Origin of the sequence: Moraxella sp. CTOTU47618 (assembly GCF_032017425.1) — a bacterium.
Taxonomy (GTDB): domain Bacteria; phylum Pseudomonadota; class Gammaproteobacteria; order Pseudomonadales; family Moraxellaceae; genus Faucicola; species Faucicola tetraodonis.
The window spans coordinates 471,172-493,867 of sequence record NZ_DALZPW010000001.1 but is presented as its reverse complement, the minus strand read 5'-3'; the positions used below and the strand labels follow the sequence as shown (position 1 = coordinate 493,867).

At 43.9% G+C, this 22,696-nt stretch carries 13 protein-coding genes and 1 pseudogene; 10 read left to right on the top strand and 4 right to left on the bottom strand.

What is annotated here, in order from left to right; genetic code table 11:
- Positions 1-31: 31 nt before the first annotated feature.
- A pseudogene (locus tag RTS09_RS02140) lies at positions 32-742 on the top strand (sulfate/molybdate ABC transporter ATP-binding protein); the annotation flags it as partial.
- Between the two features lie 205 nt (positions 743-947).
- Here the strand turns inward: RTS09_RS02140 and sat are convergent.
- Entirely contained in the window at positions 948-2,204 is a 1,257-nt protein-coding gene (gene sat, locus RTS09_RS02135) for a sulfate adenylyltransferase (RefSeq protein WP_312533854.1), read from the bottom strand.
- A gap of 267 nt (positions 2,205-2,471) precedes the next feature.
- Between sat and RTS09_RS02130 the strand changes: the two genes are divergently transcribed.
- The 5 genes from RTS09_RS02130 (at position 2,472) to ggt (ending at position 9,127) form a co-directional block, all read left to right on the top strand.
- Positions 2,472-4,181 (top strand): nitrite/sulfite reductase, encoded by a 1,710-nt coding sequence (locus RTS09_RS02130; RefSeq protein ID WP_312533851.1) that lies wholly within the window; start codon positions 2,472-2,474, stop codon positions 4,179-4,181.
- A gap of 3 nt (positions 4,182-4,184) precedes the next feature.
- On the top strand, positions 4,185-4,760 hold the full coding sequence (locus RTS09_RS02125) for a DUF934 domain-containing protein (RefSeq protein ID WP_312533849.1): 576 nt from the start codon (positions 4,185-4,187) through the stop codon (positions 4,758-4,760).
- 219 nt (positions 4,761-4,979) lie between these two features.
- Complete coding sequence (locus RTS09_RS02120; protein ID WP_219332841.1) at positions 4,980-5,615, top strand: phosphoadenosine phosphosulfate reductase domain-containing protein; 636 nt, start codon at positions 4,980-4,982, stop codon at positions 5,613-5,615.
- A gap of 103 nt (positions 5,616-5,718) precedes the next feature.
- Entirely contained in the window at positions 5,719-7,122 is a 1,404-nt protein-coding gene (gene cysG / locus RTS09_RS02115; RefSeq protein ID WP_312533844.1) for a siroheme synthase CysG, read from the top strand.
- Positions 7,123-7,357: 235 nt separating this feature from the next.
- Positions 7,358-9,127, top strand: a complete 1,770-nt coding sequence (gene ggt, locus RTS09_RS02110; protein WP_312533842.1) for a gamma-glutamyltransferase — start codon at positions 7,358-7,360, stop codon at positions 9,125-9,127.
- A gap of 79 nt (positions 9,128-9,206) precedes the next feature.
- Here ggt and RTS09_RS02105 read toward each other — a convergent pair whose 3' ends face one another.
- Complete coding sequence (locus RTS09_RS02105; RefSeq protein ID WP_312533838.1) at positions 9,207-10,265, bottom strand: NAD(P)H-dependent flavin oxidoreductase; 1,059 nt, start codon at positions 10,263-10,265, stop codon at positions 9,207-9,209.
- 232 nt (positions 10,266-10,497) lie between these two features.
- Complete coding sequence (folE, locus tag RTS09_RS02100; protein ID WP_312533930.1) at positions 10,498-11,076, bottom strand: GTP cyclohydrolase I FolE; 579 nt, start codon at positions 11,074-11,076, stop codon at positions 10,498-10,500.
- Positions 11,077-11,265: 189 nt separating this feature from the next.
- Between folE and RTS09_RS02095 the strand changes: the two genes are divergently transcribed.
- Both RTS09_RS02095 and RTS09_RS02090 read left to right on the top strand, forming a co-directional pair.
- Entirely contained in the window at positions 11,266-12,069 is an 804-nt protein-coding gene (locus tag RTS09_RS02095; protein ID WP_312533836.1) for an enoyl-ACP reductase FabI, read from the top strand.
- Between the two features lie 186 nt (positions 12,070-12,255).
- Complete coding sequence (locus RTS09_RS02090; protein WP_312533835.1) at positions 12,256-12,927, top strand: YoaK family protein; 672 nt, start codon at positions 12,256-12,258, stop codon at positions 12,925-12,927.
- A gap of 24 nt (positions 12,928-12,951) precedes the next feature.
- On the opposite strand, the gene RTS09_RS02085 is transcribed toward RTS09_RS02090, so the two are convergent.
- Positions 12,952-13,182, bottom strand: coding sequence for a hypothetical protein (locus RTS09_RS02085; RefSeq protein WP_312533832.1), 231 nt, complete (start codon positions 13,180-13,182; stop codon positions 12,952-12,954).
- 379 nt (positions 13,183-13,561) lie between these two features.
- On the opposite strand from RTS09_RS02085, the gene RTS09_RS02080 reads away from it, so the two are divergent.
- Complete coding sequence (locus RTS09_RS02080; RefSeq protein WP_312533829.1) at positions 13,562-18,142, top strand: exodeoxyribonuclease V subunit gamma; 4,581 nt, start codon at positions 13,562-13,564, stop codon at positions 18,140-18,142.
- 25 nt (positions 18,143-18,167) lie between these two features.
- Positions 18,168-22,673 carry a UvrD-helicase domain-containing protein gene (locus RTS09_RS02075; RefSeq protein WP_312533826.1) on the top strand — a complete coding sequence of 1,502 codons (4,506 nt, stop codon included), beginning with the start codon at positions 18,168-18,170 and terminating at the stop codon, positions 22,671-22,673.
- Positions 22,674-22,696: the final 23 nt, after the last annotated feature.

Here is a 22,696-nt window from a genome sequence, read left to right as displayed (position 1 = left end):
TTTAAAAAGTAAAAAAAGTTAAGAGAATACCATGAGTATCGAAATCCGTGATATCACCAAACAGTTTGGTCGCTTTACTGCACTACAACCGATTAATTTAACCGTACCGACGGGCAAATTAACCTCGCTCTTGGGACCTTCAGGCTGCGGTAAGACAACCTTACTGCGCATCATTGCAGGGCTTGAGCTTGCCGATACGGGGCGTATTTTGTTTGATGGTGAAGATGTGACCGATGTGCCTGTGCAGCAGCGCCATATCGGCTTTATGTTCCAGCATTACGCGTTATTTCGCCATATGACCGTGTTTGATAACGTGGCGTTTGGCTTGACCGTCATGCCAAAAAACAAACGCTTAAGCAACGCGGAAATCAGCAAAAAGGTCAATTATCTGCTGGAGCTCGTGCAACTATCCCAAACCGCAAAAAAATACCCGCATCAACTCTCAGGCGGTCAGCGTCAGCGTATCGCATTGGCGCGTGCGTTAGCGGTAGAGCCGAAGCTGTTGTTACTCGATGAGCCATTTGGCGCACTCGATGCCAAGGTGCGTAAAGAATTACGTGCTTGGCTGCGCTCAATTCATCATGAGCTCGGTGTCACCAGTATTTTAGTGACCCATGACCAAGAAGAAGCGGCAGAATTATCCGATGAAATTGTGGTGATGAACCAAGGTCAAATCGTGCAAATTGGGGATTATGAGACGCTGGTCAATCATCCCTCGAATCATTTTGTTGCCAATTTTCTACAAGATTCACACGTCGAATATGTGATTTAGCCTAGTTAAATTTAGCCTTAATTAAATTTAGCTCAGTTAAGCAATGTTAAGCAATAAAAAAGAGAAGCCCCGTGCTTCTTTTTCATTGCTAATTTTTTTGCTAAAGGCTGGATAAAAAAAAGGGTATTATCACATACCCTTTTTATCGATTGATAAGCGTTAAACCTCGCAATAATTATTTTGCAGAGTGACCTGTTAGCTCAACTTTATGTTTTTGATGATCTTCTAAGCCTTCATAGTAGTTACGAAGTACCGCTAACACTTCTGGACGGCTGAAGTTATCAGGCACGTCTTCCCCTTCAGATAGGGCTTTACGCAATTTGGTACCTGAGACTTTGACATGATGGCTGGCATCGTGTGGGCAAGTTTTGGTCGATGCCATCGAGTCACAAGCATCACACCAGAATGTCCAGTCAATTTTTAACGGTTGGGTGATTAAATCATTCGGTTGGAGCGTATCAAAAATATGCTGCGCATCAAACGCGCCATAGTAATCACCCACGCCTGCATGGTCACGACCGACAATCAAATGGCTACAACCATAGTTTTGACGGAACAAGGCATGTAATAACGCTTCACGCGGACCGGCGTAGCGCATATCCAGTGGATAGCCTGCTTGGATGACGGTGTCTTTACGGAAGTAATGGTCGATTAATGTACCAATAGCTTCTTGGCGTACATCTGCAGGAATATCCCCAGGTTTTAATGCGCCAAGCAAGGAATGAATGAGTACGCCATCACAGATTTCAATGGCGATTTTGGCAAGGTACTCATGTGAGCGGTGCATTGGGTTACGGGTTTGGAAGGCAGCGACGGTTTTCCAGCCATTTTGAGTAAAGATGTCACGGGTTTGTGCCGGGGTGAGGTAGATATCACCATATTTGCTAGGAAATTCGCCTTCACTTAACACCACCACATCGCCGGCGAGATTGACATCACCTTGTGCCATTACCATGGCAACGCCGGGATGCTCAAGTTCTGTAGTGCCAAAGACGGTTTGGCACTCGTGCGCTTTATCAATGCGGTATTTTTCGCTTAAGGTCAAAATCCCCATGATTTCGCCTTGGTATTCTAGCGCGATGTCATCGCCTAGGTTTAGCGTATCGGCAGTGGCAGCATCGGTCGATAGGGTAATAGGAATGGGCCAAAATACGCCCGCATTGTCACCGCTGGTTAAATGCATATTGTCACATACGCTTTGCCAGTCTGCTTGGTTCATAAAACCATCTAGCGGGGTAAAGCCGCCAATGCCGAGCATAATCAAATCACCGGCTTCACGGGAGCTGATTTGGATTTTTGGGAGATTTTTGGCTTTTTGCTGGGCGGCGGTTAGCGCATCGCCTTGGAGTAATTTTTCTTTTAATGTGTCACTGCCGTGCGGTGGTACCAGTTGGCTTAGAGAATGGAGAGTTGAAGTGGCGCTTTGGCTCATCGGATTTCCTATATTAGCGGGTCAAAATTAACGTGTCAAAAAAACAGACGGTTCAAAAAAATTAAGGTAGCGTATAATAGAATATTGCGGTTCGCAATAATAAATGCAGTAACTCGATATATTTATGTAAAAATGGAATTTACTAAATACCCCTTGGGCATTTATGATAGGCAGGTTAAAATTTCACCCAGTTGAAATGGCTGCAACAGCTAAAAGTTTTAAATTTAATTTGTAATTAGAATTTGTATTAGTGACATAGGAATCCGCATGTATAAATACAACGCAATTGACCAACAATTGGTAGACGATCGGGTCGAGCAGTTTCGCGACCAAACCCGACGTTTTTTGGCTGGCGAGCTCAGTGAAGAAGCATACTTGCCATTACGCCTGATGAATGGTCTATATATTCAGCGTCATGCGCCGATGCTTCGCGTGGCGATTCCTTATGGTTTGCTTGCGACGTATCAACTGCGTAAACTTGCCGACATCAGCGAAAAATACGATCGTGGCTATGGTCATATCACAACCCGTACCAATATGCAATTTAACTGGCCAAAATTAGAGGAAGTGCCCGATATTTTGGCAGAATTGGCATCGGTACAAATGCATGCGATTCAAACCTCAGGTAACTGTATCCGCAATACTACCACCGACCAGTTTGCCGGTGTGACGGCTGATGAAATCGCCGATCCGCGCCCGTATTGTGAAATCATCCGCCAATGGTCAACGTTTCACCCAGAATTTACCTATTTACCGCGTAAATTTAAAATTGCCGTTATCGGTACCCGGTCAGACCGTGCAGCGACCCAGCTGCATGACATTGGCCTGCATGTCGTCAAAAATGACGCAGGTGACATCGGCTTTGAAGTGATTGTGGGCGGTGGTCTAGGGCGCACCCCTGTGATTGGCAAAGTGATTCGTCCGTTTTTACCTGAACGCCATTTACTCTCTTATTTAGATGCCATCTTACGTGTCTACAACCAATACGGTCGCCGTGACAACAAATATAAAGCGCGTATCAAGATTTTGGTAGAAAGTATGGGCGCCGAAGCGTTTTCACGAATCGTGGAAGAAGATTGGGAAAAACACAATAAAGACGGTGCATTAACACTGACAGCTGAACAAATTGAACACGCCAAAACCTACTTTCCACCGCCAGCGTATCAAACATTCAGTCAACAACAATTACAAGCTAGCCAAGACAAACTGGCTGCCCAGTTTGAAGATAGCGAGTTTGTGCGTTGGTTTAATCAAAATACCCGCGAGCATAAAGTCAAAGGCTATCAGGTGGTGATTATCTCACTCAAACACTTTATGCAAGACACCGGCGATATCACCGCCACCCAAATGCGCGTGGTGGCTGATTTGGCGGATAAATACAGCTTCGGTGAAGTGCGCGGCACCCATCATCAAAACTTGGTGCTCACGGATGTCAAACTTGAAGAGGTGTATGAGGTCTATCAGGTGCTCAAACAATACGACCTTGCCCGCCCAAATATTGGCTTATTGACGGATATTATCTCATGTCCAGGCTTTGACTATTGCTCATTGGCCAATGCCAGCACCTTAAATATCGTTAACCAAGTCAATCAATATTTCCAAGACGCAGATTTTGTCCATGATATTGGTGAAATTCGCCTAAACATGTCAGGCTGTATGAATGCCTGTGCGCATCACCACGTCGCAGATATCGGTATTTTGGGCGTTGATAAAAAAGGCGAACATTGGTACCAAATCTCGCTCGGTGGTAGCTCGGGTCAAAACGCCAAATTAGGCGATATTTTGGGTAAAGCAGTGCCTGTCGATGCGGTTGCGGCGACGGTGGATGATATCCTGCAAGTCTATCTTAAATATCGCCAAGCGGCGGATACCGATTTTGGTAGTGAAACATTTGCCGAAGTGGTCGATCGTATCGGCATTGAGCCATTTAAAGAGTATGTATATCGTGACAAATCAGAACAGCCGGTGGAGGGATAAGCCATGGCACTCATTAACCAAAGCCAAGTGATTGACAATGTAAAGTCCGTGAGCGTGAGTATTCATGAGCAAAAAATCGAGCATATCGACCCATCCCAGTATGCCTCAGATATCACTGAAATTTTGGTGGACTATCGCCCTGTCCAATTTAGCGAGAAAAATCCGCCAAAACCACAGTTAGAAGCGGATGATTTGGTAGCATTATCCAATCGGTTGGGCGATAAAAAACTGGGTATTATTCTATCAGGTGCCAGTGATTATCAGTTTTTGCACCAGGACTTTGTCAAAGTGATGCCGCTATTGTCGGTGATTGTGATTGATTTTCATGGTTTTCGTGATGGACGCGGTTATAGTTTAGCGCAAAAAATCCAGCAACACCCCAGTTATAACGCCGCTATTGTGTTGCGCGCCAGCGGTGATATCTTGCCAGATACCTTGCAGCTACTTACCGAAGTAGGGTTTAGTGAGTTTGATATTGATGACAGCGATTTTAACCCCGGTTGGTTTGATTATTTTGTCGATATCAAACACCGTTATACAGGGCGCAGTGTGACGCAATTACCGATTTTTGCCAATTAATTGTTGAATGATGCTAAGATTGAGCGAATCTAAGGGTTCGCTTTTTTAATGTTAGCCAGTTGCTACGGTGTCGTTTCTAACTTCTTGTTTCTGCATTTCAAGTTAATTGGTTAATTCTAAATTTTCATAATAATATCATTAAAAATCATTTATTAAACATCGCATAATTGATTAGCATAGCGTATCCCAATTTTTCACCATAAAACATTAGGAAATCCAATGAGCAATAAATTAAATATCGACCTAGACAAAGCCAACGCAGAATTAAATGGCAAAACCCCAGAGGAAATCATTGCTTGGGCACTGGCACAAGGTAGTAATCCTATCATCACTACCAACTTTCGCCCTTACGAAGTGGTACTGTTAGAGATGGTTGCCAAACAACGTCCTGATATCAAAGTATTGTTTGTGGATTCTGGCTATAACACTGAAGCGACTTATCGCCATGCGCAAGATTTGATTAAACGCCTAAACTTAAACGTGATTACCTACTTGCCACAACAAACCGCAGCTTGGCGTGATGTCGAGTTCAATGGTGTACCTAGCGTCAATAACCCAGCGCACGCAAAATTCACTGAGCAAGTTAAACTTGAGCCATTTGGACGTGCGTTAAAAGAAATTGCCCCTGATGTGTGGATTAATGCGATTCGTAAAGACCAAACAGAATTTCGTCAATCGCTTGACGTGTTGTCAGAAAGCAAAGACGGCGTATTAAAAGTAGCGCCATTGTTCCATTGGTCAGAAGATGACCTAGAAGCTTACTTAAAAGAGCATGATTTGCCAAATGAACATGACTACTTTGACCCTACTAAAGTAGAAGAGAACCGTGAATGTGGTCTACACACACAATTATAATTTTTGATCGGCAGTATGTATGAAAATGTTAAGCTGAACTTCGGTTCAGCTTAATTGTTCTTGTCACTATTGTTCTTGTCACTATCTAATGTTGAGAATGTCTATGAATACCTTACCGCTATTTTTTAAATTAGAAAATCGCCCTGTACTCGTGGTTGGCGGTGGGGAAGTGGCACTGCGTAAAGCGGATTTGCTCGATAAGGCTGGGGCAACTATCACTTTTGTCGCACCTAGCTATGAGCCAAGGCTCACCGCGCAATTTAGCGATTCTCGTCATCAATTGATTAACGATGTTTATCAGCAAAAATATTTGGATAAACAAACCATCGTCATTGCTTGTACCGATGATGAAATGGTGAATGCGCAGATTTTTCATGACTGTGAAGCCCGTTTTATCCCAGTCAATGTCGTCGATAATCCACCGCTATGTACCTTTATCTTTCCTGCCATCGTTGACCGCAATCCGATTACCATTGCGGTATCCAGTGCAGGCAAAGCCCCTGTGCTGGCAAGACTGCTGCGCGCCAAAATCGAAACAGTCGTGCCACCGCAATATGGTGAATTGGCAGGATTGGCCGGTAAATTTCGCGATAAAGTGAAAGCTGCATTGCCCAATGTGACGGCTAGACGTAAGTTTTGGGAACAAGCCTTTGAAGGGCAAGTGGCGGAATCGGTATTCGAAGGCAATGAAAATAGCCTAAGCAAAGCTGAAAGCCAACTTGAAACTTTGCTACAGCAGCACGCCAACAACCAGCCGACAGATAAAGCCCAGCTTGGTAAGGTGTACATTGTGGGTGCAGGGGCAGGCGATCCTGATTTGCTAACTTTTAAAGCGCTACGATTGATGCAACAAGCGGATGTGGTATTTTATGATAATTTGGTTTCAGCGCAGATTCTCGATCTGTGCAGGCGTGATGCCACCAAAATCTACGTGGGTAAAAAAGCCAGTGATCATGCGGTAAGGCAAGAAAAAATCAATGAGCTACTCGTGGAACAGGCGCAGCAAGGAAAACGCGTGTTACGTCTCAAAGGCGGCGACCCGTATGTATTTGGGCGGGGCGGCGAAGAAGCCGAGCAATTGGTTGCAGCTGGGATTGCGTTTGAAGTCGTGCCCGGCATCACTGCAGCCACCGCGGCGGCAAGCTGTGCCGGTATTCCATTGACTCACCGTGCGTATGCGCACTCTGTCAAGTTCGTTACCGCCTCTCTTAAGACGGATACCATCAATGAAGACTTTGCCAGCTGGCTCGATGATAACCAAACCGTGGTTTTTTATATGGGATTAAAACAGCTTGATAAATTGACGAGTGGCTTGATTGACGCAGGAAAAAATCCCAGTACACCGATTGCGATTGTGTCAAATGCCAGCTTGCCGCATCAGCAAGTTTTGACAGGCACGCTTGAGACCATCGTGGCAAAACAACGTGAGGCAAACTTGCCCGCCCCAGCGATTTTAATTATGGGCAATGTGGTTAAGCTACATCACAGACTTAATAAACTATCTTAATAAACTATAGCAATCTTTAATTGAAGGGCTATGGCAGTTAAAAAAGCTTACAGATTGTGGTAAATACTTATAACTTAAATATCCGTTAGAAAAATTAACGAATTGGTCAGATAACAGAAATATTTTTGTCACAATTTAATATGACGTTTTTTGTGAAAGGATTTATGTATATTGTAGCAATACATATTATTTGTATCTGCTACGACATCAACTAGTAATTTAGAAGGATAGGGACATGCGACTAAAACCGAAACTGATTTTAACCAATCTGTCACTGGCTTTAATGTTGGTGATATCACCCATTGCCCAAAGCAAACTATTACCAAAACCCGCCACCAACGCTAGCCAGTTAGCGGCAAATCGCTACGATAGCAGCAATGATATCTTTCATCCCGTGTATGGTAAAAATGGTATGGTGGCTTCCGAGCAAGGGTTAGCAACGCAAGTTGGTTTGGATATATTAAAACAAGGCGGGAATGCTATCGATGCGGCGGTCGCGGTTGGATTTGCCTTAGCAGTCGTCTTGCCAAATGCAGGCAACATTGGTGGGGGCGGTTTTATGGTGTTGCATGATGATAAAACTGGCAAAGATGTTGCGATTGATTTTCGCGAAATTGCGCCAGCCAAAGCCAGCCGTGATATGTACCTGGATAATCAAGGTAATGTTATTGATGGAAAATCATTGTTCACGCATGACGCTTCAGGTGTGCCTGGTACAGTAGCTGGAATGGAATACGCGCTAAAAAAATGGGGTACCATGCCATTATCTAAAGTGCTTGAGCCTGCAATTAAGCTTGCAGACAAAGGATTTATTGTCAGTGATGTATTGGCACAGACGTTAAAAGAAGAAAAATCAACACTGGGTAAATGGTCAGCTAGCAAAGCGATTTTTTTCAAAAACGGTGAACCGCTGAAATCTGGTGATTTGTTGGTACAAAAAGATTTGGCGAAATCATTGCGTTTGATTGCCAAACAAGGGGCAAAAGCATTTTATCAAGGTGAAATCGCCACAAAAATTGCTAAAGAAATGCAATCACAGGGTGGCACAATGACAGTTGAAGATTTAAAAGCCTATAAAGTTGTTGAGCGTCAGCCAATTATTGGTGATTATCGAGGCTATAAAGTTGTTACCATGCCACCCCCAAGTTCGGGTGGTGTACACTTGATTGAGATATTAAATATGCTTGAGCATTACTCTATCAAAGAAGATGGGGTAAATAGTGCCAAAAATATTCACCACATGGCAGAGAGTATGAAATTAGCCTATGCTGACCGCTCAGAATATTTAGGCGACCCGGATTTTGTCAAAATCCCTGTCACAGGTTTAACATCGAAAGCATATGCTAACGAACGGGTCAAAACGATTGATGATAATAAAGCAAGACTTTCATCAAACATTAAACCTGGTAAACCACAACCTTATGAAAGTGACCAGACTACGCATTTTTCCGTCATGGATAAAGCGGGCAATGCCGTTGCTGTCACCTATACATTAAATCTTAACTTTGGTAGTGGCATTGTTGTAGAAGGCACAGGGATTTTACTCAATAATGAAATGGATGACTTCTCAGTGAAACCCGGTGTGCCAAATGCGTTTGGTCTAGTGGGTGGTACTGCCAATGCGATTGAAGCAAAAAAACGTCCACTTTCTTCAATGACACCAACGATTGTCATGAAGAATAATAAACCTTGGCTGGTTACAGGTAGTCCAGGTGGGGCTCGTATCATCACGACTGTATTACAAAGTGTGGTTAATACGATTGACCATGAAATGAATCCAGCAGAAGCGATAATTACACCACGCGTTCATCATCAATGGCTACCCGATGAGCTTAGAGTTGAAGCAGGCATTAGTCCTGATACGATAAAATTGTTGCAAGACAAAGGTCATAAAGTTGTTACTAAAGCACCAATGGGGCGTATTCAAATTATTCAAGCGGATGATTCTGGTTTTTATGGCTATTCTGACCCAAGAAATCCTGATAGCAAAACATTAGGTTTCTAAACTGTTGATTAAACAAAACGTGAGTGAGGTGACTCACGTTTTTTTTACTGACAAAATATATCAAGATTATTTTTTGCAATTAGTAGCCCAGTAAATCTTGAATAATTTTATCTGCTGTACCACCTCTTGCCAATCTCGCATTTTGCCCTGCCCACAGTGAGCTAAATTCATCACTTCCCATGCTTTCGGCTTTGACCTTAATGGGATTGCTGACAAACGATGCATGGGGAAATGGGGGTGCAGAGTCGCTAATATACCCCGCTTCTTGCATAAAACGATTGACAATTCCGCGTGCTAAGCCACCACTAAATAGATTGGTTAAAGCGGTGTGTTCGGCTCGCTCACTTTGTAGCGCCTTGCGGTGAAAGTCTTTGGTATCACACTCCTCTGCCAGTAAAAATGCCGTACCCACCTGTACCGCGCTAGCGCCCATAGCAAACGCTGATTGTGCGGTAGCGTTGTCGCTGATGCCGCCTGCCGCAATCACCGGCAAACTGACAGAGCGGATGATATTGGGCAGTAGGCTAAAAGTGCCCGCTTGCAGCGTGACATCTTGGCTTAAAAACATACCCCGATGCCCACCTGCTTCCAACCCTTGCGCGATAATCATATCCGCCCCATTGGCTTGCAACCAGCGCGCTTCCGCAGGCGTGGTGGCGGACGATATCACAATCGCCCCGGATTTTTTGACGATATTTAACAAAGCTTTGTCCGGTAGCCCAAAATGAAAACTCACCACAGGGACTTTTAAATCCGCCAATAGCGCTGCTTGTTCATGCGTAAATGGCTGACGTCCACCGGTCGTAGCTATCTCATCTTGGGTCAAACCAAATTCTTGATAATAAGGTTGTAGGGTATTAAACCATTTTTCTTGCATCGCTTGGGTATAGTCAGGTTGTTGATGCGCAAAAAAATTGACATTAAAGGGGGCGTCAGTCGCAGCACGAATAGCCTTAATTTCGCTTTCAATTTTTTGTAGGCTGAGCAGGGCGCCAGGCAGTGAGCCTAAGCCACCTGCTTGGGATACCGCAATCGTGAGTTTACTATCTTGGACACCTGCCATCGGCGCTTGGACGATGGGCAATTGAACTTTAACGTAGTCAAGAAAGCGGTTAATCGCCTTGGTATGATGGATCATTTTGTGTTCCTTGTTATTGTTTTAATATGTTTGTCTTAATGCTATTGATTTACAGGGCAAAAATCGAAAACCATTTTAGTGTATCGCCTAAAGATGATATTGAAAAGTACTATATGGAAAAGCGCTATATGCCCGTTATAAATCGGCTGAATATAAAAAAGCCCCAGTAACATCACTGGGGTTTATTTGACTCGTTAATTTAGGTTGAGAGTTTAGGTAAGTGGCTTATGTATTAAGCGCTTGGTATCGCCATTAACAGCGCTTGTCTTGCCTCGGTATTGTGTTTGAATTCGCCCAGTAGTGACATGCTGCGAGTATCGGATTTTTGTTTCATCACCCCGCGCATCATCATGCACATATGCGCGGCATCCATCACCACCGCTGCGCCTTTTGCCCCTGTCATATCCATCACCGCTTGCGCGATTTGGCGGGTTAGGTTTTCTTGAATTTGCAAACGCCGGGCGTACATATCCACGATACGTGCCATTTTTGACAGTCCAATCACTTTGCCATCAGGCAGATACGCCACATGGGCAACGCCATAAAAAGGCAACATGTGATGCTCACACATCGAATAAAACTCGATATTTTTTACCATGACCAATTCATTATTGTCAGTTGGAAAAATCGCGTTATTGGTAATTTCGACCAAATCTTGATGATAGCCTTGGGTCAAAAAACTAAAGGCTTTAGCGGCACGTTCTGGGGTATTATGCAGTCCTTCACGTGTTAAGTCTTCCCCTGTTGATGCAATGAGGGTGCGGTAGGCATCACTGTTTTGTTGGATAATCTCGTCAAAATTTGCAGGCATAGTCATGATAACATTTAAGTTTAAAAAAATAGGCATAGCTTAACGCTTTACCACTATTTGTAAAGAGATTTTTGTCACAAACGCCATGAAAATCACTAAATTTGCTTTGTTTGGGTTTTTTGCTAGAATTAACCCCTAATTTTGAGCTATTATAGTGCATATTCGTTCACTGAAAAATAAGGAAAAACCATGCTATTAACAGGGAAGCGTTTCGTTGTTACCGGTATCGCCAGTAAATTATCGATTGCTTGGGGTATCGCAGAAGCGTTACATCGTGAAGGCGCGAGTTTAATTTTGACCTATCCGAATGAAAAAATGAAAAAACGGGTGGATATGGCAGCCGAAACTTTTGGTGCAGAGAAGGTATTGGCGTGTGATGTGGCGTCAGATAGCGAAATCGAAGCGTGTTTTGCCCAAGTTGCTGCACACTGGCCAGAGGGCATTGATGGGGTCGTGCACGCCATTGGTTTTGCCCCTGCTGATCAGCTAGATGGTGATTTTACCCAAGTGACCACCCGTGAAGGCTTTGCCATTGCCCATGATATTAGTAGCTACAGCTTTGTGGCGCTTGCTAAAGCCAGCCGTGAGTTGCTGGCAAAACGCCAAGGCTCGCTGTTAACCTTGACGTACGAAGGCAGTATCCATGTGTTGCCAAACTACAATGTCATGGGTCTAGCCAAAGCGAGTCTGGAAGCGAGCATTCGCTACCTTGCGAGCTCAATGGGTAGCGATGGCATCCGTGTCAATGGGATTTCTGCCGGTCCAATTCGTACCTTGGCGGCAAGCGGTATCAAATCATTACGTAAAATGCTCGACACCAACGCCAAAATGTCACCACTACAGCGCAATGTCAATATTGAAGAAGTCGGCAATGCCGCGATGTTCTTGTTATCGCCTTGGGCATCTGGTATCACCGGCGAGATTTTATTTGTCGATGCTGGGTTTAATACCGTGGCACTCTCTGAACAAGTGATGATGCAAGTAGAAGACTAATTTTTAGGCAGGTAGTCGAAAAAAGAGCGACCATGGTTGCTCTTTTTTTTGCTTGCTGTTTTTTGCTTACTTTTTTTGATTGATGTTTGGATAGGGATTGCAATGCTGTCTGGTTAAGCTTACCATTTTTTGTCAGGCTTAACATGTTTGGCAAGTTAGCTAAAGACTGATAGATGGCGGTAGCTAATGATTAATAAATTACCTAAGTGGATTTTATGGGGTGGCTGCGTGCTGGCGTTTAATGCAGGGTGTATCAATAGCACCGCGTTAGTCGGCTTCACGCACTTATCTGCTTCGCATGTAACGGGCAATGTGACGCTATTTGCCACAGCATTGGCGGAACAGCATTACCAGCAGATGGCAATGGTTTGTATCGTGCTGTTATCGTTTTTATTTGGGGCAGTTATCAGTGGCTTTGTGGTGGGTAGTACGGCATTAAAAGAAGGTAAACGCTATGGCAAAGCTCTGTTAATTGAAGCAAGTTTATTAATCATCAGTCTAATTTTATTTAGCTATCAGTCGTTTTGGGGGCAGGTGTTTGCCGCGATGGCTTGCGGACTGCAAAATTCGATGGTCGCGACCTATAGCGGTGCGGTGATTCGAACCACCCATTTGACAGGATTGACCTCAGATATGGGCTCAGCCTTGGGTAATTGGCTGGCAGGCAGACCGATTAATAAGAAGATGTTCGTGTTTCAAGCGATGATATGGTACAGCTTTTGCGGGGGCGGGGTATTAGGTGCTTTGGGCTATATCCACTATAAATACATGACGCTGATGTTACCCATTGTGATTGTATTATCGTCAGCGCTGGCTTATCAAACGTATTTATTAACCCGTAAAAAAACGGCTAAGTAGCGACCTTAACCGTTTGATTTTATCTTATTCTTCATCTTCATCTTCATCTTCATCTTCATCTTCATCTTCGAATTTTTTCGCCTCATGTAACATATCAAGTAGCGATTCATCAGAGCCCTTAGAGGTAGGAGTGCTCGCATTATCTTGGTTGATGTCGGTACGATTGATGCCTTCCATCGCTTCATTGGCAACATCAGATTGGGCGTTGTCTAATTGAGATTTGTCGGTAGGGTTAGCGTTAGTATTGTCAGTCACGGTCGTCTCCTTATTGTTTTCTCTTATACAGTTGTTTTCTTTTATATGTGTTTTCTTTTATACGTTAGACCTAATAAGCTTAATATTATAAGTAAACCAAATGGCTTACAACACTTAAAAATGAAACGTAACGAAAAATATACTCATGAGTGACGTAGGGATAAGTTTATCACTTTGCTAGCTGTATATTACTTGCTTTGAATTGCATAAAAGCTAAGTGAGTTAGGGAGATTGACAGACTGTTGGCGACAATGGCTGTCGCGACTGTGGCAATTCGGGCGTTTTTTTCATTAAGCGGTGATGGTGAGGTGTTTTTTTTGCTGTATAATTTTTTGAGCGACCCACTCACTATCTATAAAAATTCTTGAGTATTTACTGCATGCTAACGATTATACAAAGCAATAAAGTCGATAAGCTATTTGACCATTTGTTAAAGGCTTACAAAAATCCCAGGTATCAAGGCTCAATTTTTGAGCCATTTCAGGTGATTGTGCCATCTAAAGTCATGGGGGAGTGGTTAAAAAAACAAGTCGCAGATAAGGCAGGCATCAGCACCTTAGTAACCACCGAATTTTGGGGTCGCTATTTTTTGGGACTGATGCAGCGGGTTTTAAGAACCTATGCGCGCATCTCGGAAGACGACGATATATTAGACGTGCCAGAAGTGGCAATGCTATCAAAAAACGTCATGCAGTGGCAAATATTTGGCTATTTAACCCAATACCAACAAGAGATTGTGGAGGAGCCGCAACATCCGCTTTATCCATTTTTATCGCCGTTGGTTGAAGATAAAGAAGCAGATAGCCCAAATGCGACTGGTTTTGCACCTGATACACCCGCCACCATTGACAGTTTGAGCTGGGCGAATAACCAATCGCTACTGTCTAATGACGTGATTAGCCAATCTGCTGAATTGCAAACCCAAGATCAACGCATCTGGCAGCTAGCCAGTGATATGGCAAATATGCTCAATCGTTATATGACTTATCGTCCGCAGTGGCTCAGTAATTGGGGGCAAGACAAGCCTGTCGCGGTGAGTGACATGATTGCCAAAAAAGATGCGCTGCATAACCGCTTAAACGGGCGGGATGCGTCCAACGCCATCGAGACACCTGACTGGCTCGTTGAGCACTACGAAAAGTTAGAAGCCGCGCAGCGATTTTTATGGCGGCAGCTGTTTGATGATGACTACCGGTTTCGCGAGCAGTTGCATCAGCAGTTTTGGCAGGCATTAAATCATTCAGAGACCCGTATCCGCAACATCAGCCGTAGCAAGTTACCAAAGCACGTGTTTTTATTTACTTTGCAGCAGTTACCGCCGACAGAGTTACTGGACTTACAACGCTTAGGGGTGCTCACCGACGTCACGATTTTACACTTTAACCCGTCAGAGCAATTTTGGGCAGATATCGTCGATAAAAATTGGCTCATGCAGATGCAAATGGAAGACGATGCCAGCAAGCATGACGCTTGGTATCTAAAGGATTATGGTCATACTTTGTTGTCACGGTTTGGTAAACAGTCGCGTGAAGTGTTTGCCATGCTGGCAAGCTTATCGGGTAATGAATATGAACATGTACTGTGGCAAGATGATTTTGATAACACACCGCCCAATACGTTACTTGAATTTATCCAACATGACATCTTAATGCTAGAAGAAGTCGCGACTACCGCCAAAATCAATGACATGCTTAAACTGGTGAAAGGCGATGAAACAAAAGCAGCAAAAGCAGCGAGTGAAGATAGCCGCCAAAACCTCCTGCAGCAAACCCAGCTTTTGCAGCAGCAGCTTGCCAATATTCAAAGTAATGGGCTGAAAGATATTGAATCCACGCTTGGTCTATACAAAGCCATCAAAGACAAACTCAAGCAAGAATCCAACAAGCAACTTGAAAACGTGGAAAAATGGCGACCCAAACCACTTGATACCAGTATTGCCATTCATGTCTGTCATAGCATGGTGCGCCAGCTTGAAGTGCTACGCAGTATGATTATCGGGTGGCTAAATTATAGCGATATGCAAGCCACACCCGCGCAGATTCCCGCCGATCCTTGGGATAGACGGGCATTGTCAGATATTTTGGTATTATTGCCTGATATCGAAACCCACCAAAACATCATCGAAGCCACGTTCCCCAAACACGTGGGCGGTGATGGCTATCAGTTGCCAGCCAAAGTGACAGGCGTGGTGGCAAAAGATATTAACCGACTTTGGCAAGCGATTACAGGGTACTACACGCTGCTCAATCGAGCAGGCGCTCGGTTTCAGCGTAGTGAAGTATTTGATTGGTTGATGCTAGCGCCACTATATGAAAGCTTTGGGCTTAATTTGGAGCAGATGACCCGTGCTTGTGATTTGCTGACTCAGGCGGGATTTATTCGCGGGTTTGACGAGCTGCATTTGCAGCAAACCTTAAGTGCTGCCGATGATGACTATCGATACACCTTTGCTTACGCGCTTGAGCGCTTGGTCGCTGGCGTGATGATGCCCAAAGCCACGGTGGTCAGTTTTGGGGAGTATACCAATAGCTTTGGCGTGGTAGAGAAGTTTGTACCACTGACTAACTTGACCATGGCAGATGCCGACATCGTCGCTGTGCTGTGTGATATTTATGAAACGTTGGATGACAATCGTCACCTAGGTAATGACGTTAAAACCTTGCCTGACTGGCTAACCCAAATAGAAAAACTCATTCAACAAAAATTTAGCCTATTTAATCAAACCAATGCGTGGCGCGCGATTTTTGCCGCACAAAATGACCTAAAAGAAAATATCGAAGCCAATAGCAAATACCTCGCTACGGTAACAAGCAAAACCGCAAAAAACTCCAACCCACCTACCGAGTCCGTGCAACAAATTGACACCGAGAATTTGCCACTTAAACTCACTTTTGTACTCGAAAATATCGCCCAATCGATTATCAATCAGCAAGTAAGTGCCGAGCCCTCAGGCGTGATTACCTTTGCCCGTATCGGCTCAGTGCGCAGCCTGCCGTATAAGTTGGTGGTGATGCTCAATTTAAATTTATCTGAGTTTCCAAAGCAAGAGCAGCAAAACCGTTATAACTTGATGCAGGCAGGATTGCCCATTCGCGGTGACAGATTTCGAGAAGATGACGATTTAGGCGCGTTTTTGGATGCGTTGCTGTGCGCCAAGCAAGCGTGCTGGATATTTTATAATGGTAAAAGTACCACAGATACCCACGAGCATTTACCTGCCAGTCCCGTACAGGAATTACTCGACTTTTTGCAAAACCGAATAGCGAGTGATGACGCTATTCTTAAACCCAATAACGACTCAAATAGCCTAAGCAACAATTCTCAAAATCCCCCAAATTCCCAGTCAGCCAATTTTGAACAATGGGTGAAAGCGTATTTGGTCACCCATCATGCCGCCTTGCCATTTGATAAAAGTTATTTTGAATTGCCGCAAGCTGAGCAAAAAAACGAGCAAAAAAGCGAGCATAAAGATAAAGGTATTCAAAGTCCCGAGCAAATTAATGACGATGGGTTATCTGCTGATTTACAACAAACCACAGCCACTCTAAACCAGCAAATCAAGCTGTCAAAAACCGCCCTGTACCCACCTGCCAAAATTTGGCACAATCTTTATACAGCGCTGCAAGATAAAAACGCTACTTCCACTCAGCCAATCGTGCAAGTCTGGGATACAAAGCAACTAACCGAATGGCTATCGCAGTGGCAACAACTAAAACAGCGTTTGTCCAACCTGCCTGAACAGTCGCAGCAGCATTATGTCAATTTAAGCAAAATCGTTGGCAACCTAGCCGATCCTGCCAAAGCCTTTGTGAAGGCACAAAACATTGCTATCCCTGCCCAGGGTGACAATGATAGCGGTGGCAATGATAGAAATGACAATGATAACGAGTTTGAATCGTTAACCTTGGATGCGTTAGATGGTTGGTTGTTGCGTAAATCTTTGTTAGATGCTTTTTTTGCCCAAGCCTTGTCCGATAAGGACGATAATAAACATCAAAACGAGATGAAACTGGCAGTAAACGCGCAAAAGCCAATCATTCAAGAATCAATCAACATCGCTATCAATGAGTTATTGCCAGCCGGGGTGAACCGTTACCAATCGTTGCAGCAAAATCAGCAACAACTCAAAAAAGATTTACAGGATTTTGTTCATCACTTAAAAACCATCAGTCAACAGCTTGATGCTACTGAGGCAAAGTTGTTAGGAAATTTTTATTCAGAAAAATTTGGGGCGTTAGATATACAAAACACCGATGAAGTCATCCAATGGGTGGCAACGGCGTTAACCCCCTGTGAAGAGCAGCGAATCGCTATTAGCGCCTTAGCGCTGGATAAACAAGCGGGACTGATGAGCAGTAAAGAAAGCTGGGTCATCACTGCCAACTTGCCATTATATAAACCGTATCAATCAATTGAAGATAAGGTTGCCGCAGCTGACAATCCCAGCTATTGGTTAAATTACTTGCCAACCTCTGGCAAAGAAAAATACCTGTTGCAGTTTTGGTTGCATCATTTATGTTGGCAAGTGCTTCGCCGCACCACGACTCAACAAGCACAGCTGAATGATGGCTTTTCACTGTGGCAGTTTAGCAATAAAAAAACCGTGTATCTACCTGCCATCCCTTGTGAGCAAGCCTGTGGTTATTTGCAGGATATTGTGATGGTGTATCAACTCATTGGTAGCGTTGTAACCATTTTACCGCCCGCTTTTTGCCTGTCATTTTTACAAAAACAACAAAAACAGCCAGAGACACCAGCCAGCCAGCATCTAGGTGATTGGCTAAAAGACAGTAATTTTAATTTTGTGGATGTGAACCAGTTTGACTATCCGATTTGGCAGCATTTAATCGGCGATTATAAACCATCGGTGATTATTGGGTTTGCCCAGACGTTGGGTACGCTGATTTATGAACCCATGTTATCTATGGTCAAAGAATTGCACCAACTCATTGAAGCATGACACGCATTTTTATCAAAGAAATCTTATGAAACACGATCTTCATACCCTAAGCATAAAAGTAAGTAGTGAAACAAATATCGAGGCAGACATCGAAACAAACACTCAAACAAACATCGACGAAGCACGCATTAAAGAAGACGCTGAATCTTTACTACCTCCTGCAGTCACTTTGCCATTGACGGGGCGTCATTTGATTGAAGCCTCAGCAGGCACAGGCAAAACATGGACGCTGACGGGCGTGATGTTGCGACTAATCGTGCAAGCGGGGCAGCCGTGTGAAAAAATTATCGCCACGACCTTTACGCGAAGTGCCGCTGCCGAAATGCGCCAGCGGATTCGTGAGCGCTTGCAAGATTTTTATCAATTGCTGCAAATGATTAATAATGCTACATTTACACCGTTAAACGACAGTGATTTGGATAGCAGCAAAGCTATCGCTGTGCAAAAATATGCACATTTTATTGCACAGGTAGAAGCGCTTGCGGCACAAAAAAATTTACTGGGTAAGTACCAAGATCCTATCAATCAACACTTAATCGAGTGGGTCGCCAAACAAATCTTTGGTTTGCCGGTAGATGTAACCGCTGTAGCAAGCACAAAAGTAAGCCCGAAAGCAAGCTTAAACACCCTAAAGCCAACCGCCGATGATAGTGAAAATAGCACCCATAAACCTGCCAAGAATACCGTCAATTTTCGTATCGCACTGCAGCGCACCACATTGGCGCTCAACCAACTTGATCGCTTATTTGTCAGCACCCTCGATAGTTTGTGTCAAAAGTGGCTAAGAGAATACAGTAGCGAAACTGGGTTTTCTGCAGAGGTGCAAATCAGTAATGATGTCAGCGGCATCATCAAGGGTATGATTCACGACCAACTTAGGGCATTTATGGCGCAGGTCAATGCCAATATGCCTGAATTGTACCCGATGATGTTTGACAATAACGTGTTTTTACCGGTTGATGATTACTATGAGGCGGTCAATCGCGCGCTAAATTTTTATACCGCTGACATCGATACTGTACCATTGACAGCGTTTGATACCACTACTATCAAGGCACTGATGCAGTCGATTGCAGATGATAATGATAGTGAGTTTGAGGCTTATTTTGATAGTGACTTTCGTAAAGCGCAAGGGTTTAGTGCTGGCAATAAACTTCATAAACACTTTAATGAAATTAAAAATCTGCAAAATTTACTCAGCACGGGTGACATTACCAATGTCTTTGCTATGTATAAAGTTGGCAATATAGTCAAGGTGCTAGAAGGCATTGAAGATTTATACGCCAACGATAAAGGCTTTAATAGCAAAAAAGAACAGCAAAGCGCCGCATTTAAATCCTTTGATATCGTGGACAACATTTGGCAGCTCATCCAACAAACGCAAGCCTTGCAAGACTACTTTAAACAAGTAAATTTTTACTTTACCCAGTTTATCAGCCGTTATGTGCGTACCCGCTTACCAAAACGACTAGAATCACAGCGGCTAACTACCTTTGCGTTACAATTGGCGCGGTTAAACGATGCGTTATCCGGCAAAAAAGGTCAATCGTTAGCGCGTTATATTCGCCATCAGTATCCCATCGCCTTAATTGATGAATCGCAGGATATCAACACCGAACAAGCGTTACTCATTCAAAGGGTTTATTTACAAGACTTTGAGTCAGATACAGTAGATAAAGCAGAAAAATCAAATAGGGGAAAATATCACACCCCGTCGCAATTTTTGCTGTTAGTAGGCGATCCCAAACAGGCAATTTATGGATTTCGCGGCGGGGACGTACAAAACTACACCACACTAAAAAAATTATTTCCAGAACAACCCAAGTCACTGAGCCAAAACCATCGTTCATCAGCCGCGCTGATTGATAGCCTCAATCACTGGTATGGCGTTGGCGAGCAGGATATTGACCCAGATCAAGCCGACCAGCTGCCCAATATCAGCCAACAGCCGTATTTTATGGGGCGTGAAATTTATTATCGTAAAATCTCTGCGACGCGCGAAACCGCTGAGCTGGTTATCGGTAATGCGGTAGACAATGAAGCTGCCAGCTTACCTGCGTTTAATCATATTGCTATCGAATATAAAGCGCCTTATAGTCAGCAAGTGGTGGCAGTAGCCGAGAATGACAGCACATCAAATGATACTAACTCCTCAAATGAAACCATCTCACCAAGTGATGAAAGAACGGTGGATTATGCCGATGCCATTGCCGCGCAAATTTTTGACTTATTTGATGATGGCAAGCCATTAAGCTACCAAACTCGTGGCTTGACGCTGAGCGATATTTGTGTGTTGGCAGTCAAAAACAGTGAGCTTCATACTATCGAGAAACGCTTACATCATCACGGGATTGCGACGGTCAGAGGTGGTAGTCAAAGTGTCTTTGGCGATAGCATGAGTGTTGATTTGATGACCTTACAAAGCGTGCTGTTGACACCATTTAGCGAATCAAAATTAAAATCCTTGATGTTGTCTAGTTTTTTTCAGCTGACTCTTGAACAAATCAACCAGTTGTATGATGCGCTTAATCAAACTAACACCCAAGAGGCGCAAGGACAAGCTCATCCTCATCGTCAAGCTCATCAAGCGTCAACAAACACCAGTTTGGCTGAGATTCAGCAGTTGGTATTGACCGCCAGCGAATTGTGGCAAAAACACAGTTTTTTGGTCGCGATACAGTGGCTACTCAATCAGCCCCTTACTTTACCCAACCAAATCACCCTCAATTTTTGGCAGCGCCTCGCCAAACATCCAAATGGCGAGCGATTGCTTATCGATTTGCGCCAGTTGTTAGATATTATTAGCGACCAGTTCAATGGACAGGTGGGCGAGCATCAACTGTTTGAATGGTTCTGCGCCCAAGTGCAACAGCAGCCTAAAGAAGATTGGTCAACGCAGCAGCGCTTGCCATCTGATGAAGGCGTGCAACTGATGACGGTTCACGCGTCTAAAGGCTTGGAGTTTCCGATAGTATTTGTGGTTGGGTTTACAGGGGAGAGTAAAGCCAAGTTTCATGGTGCGCCGTTATATCTGTATGGCATACAAACCACCCATCAAGCAACGCCCCAATTCACTCAAAAATTGACTCAAAACAATGATAACCCGCTGTTAAGCCGCCGATTAACCGCGTTGCCCAGCCAAATAACCGATAATAACTCAATTGATCCAATCAATTATGTCGCTATTGAAGACCAATCTGCCTACGAGGAACGACTGCGATTATTGTACGTTGCCCTTACCCGTGCAAAAGAACAAGTGTATCTTGTGACTGTCGCCAAAAAATCTGCAGTGAAAAATTCTGCTTTGGCGCCTTTTATGGACGATTTGGCAAAATTTGCTGTCAAAGAAAGCTTGACTGAAACAACCCATACCATAGATTCAAATAGCCTAAGCAAATACTATGACTCAAAACTAAAATTCACAGCCAAAACAAATGAGCAAAACGCTACGGTCGCTAAGATTGATTACGATGAAATCATCAAGGTCATCACCATCGATACCTTTAAGGGATGGGCGAATACCAGTTTTACCGCATTGTCTCGTTATATTGACCATGCCAGCGTTGACACAGTGGTCAATGCCGAAGACAGGCAAGATGATGATATTTTGTCAGCGGCGCAAACTAACGTATTGACTATCGCCAATAACAGGCTATCGGGGGAGCCAAGTAACGAGGTCAACTCAATTAGATTTAACTTTGAAAAAGGCACAAACCCAGGGACTTTTTTACATAGTATCTTAGAAGACATCGCCAATAACTACAATGAAACCCCTGAGTTGGCGGTGCCACAGCAAGATGCCAGAGCAGACAAGTTAAAACGCTGGTCAGTCATGGTGGATCGCACGTTAAGACGCTACCAAATGCCGAGCAATTATTTTTCTACAAAAGCCAGTAGTGCAGGGCAGTATGGCAACTGGCATGATATCAACATTGATGCTTTGCAGCCTGATTATATCGCGTTGGTGGATTGGCTAGATGACATCATCCATACACCGTTAGCCGCTTCGGCAGTCCCACTGGTCAATATCAAATACAACCAAAAAGTTGCTGAATTAGGGTTTAATCTACGCTTAAATCAGCATTTGTCATTTAGCGACTTAAACAGGTTGTTTCATCAATTTGATATCCCACTGCAATTGCAGAGCCAAGAAGTCAACACCATGGTTTGGCAGTATCTCAAAGGGGAAATTGACTTGGTGTATCAGCACGGCACACAGTTTTTTATCGTCGATTATAAAAGCAATTATCTCGGCAGTGATTTCGACAGTTATAACCCAGCGGCATTATATGACGCGATGACCACGCATAGTTATTGGTTGCAAGCAAGCATCTACCAAGTGGCATTGCATCGCTATTTAAAGCTGCGACTACCCAATTATGACATCAATACCCATTTGGGTGCGGTCGAATATGCCTTTTTACGCGGTATGTCAGCCAAACACGCTACCTGTGGGAAGCTAGTAAAGCAGTTTGATAGTGACTTTATCTTGGCACTCGATGATATGTTCGGCTATCCCAATGACAATTAAAATTTAACAATGACGCATAAAGA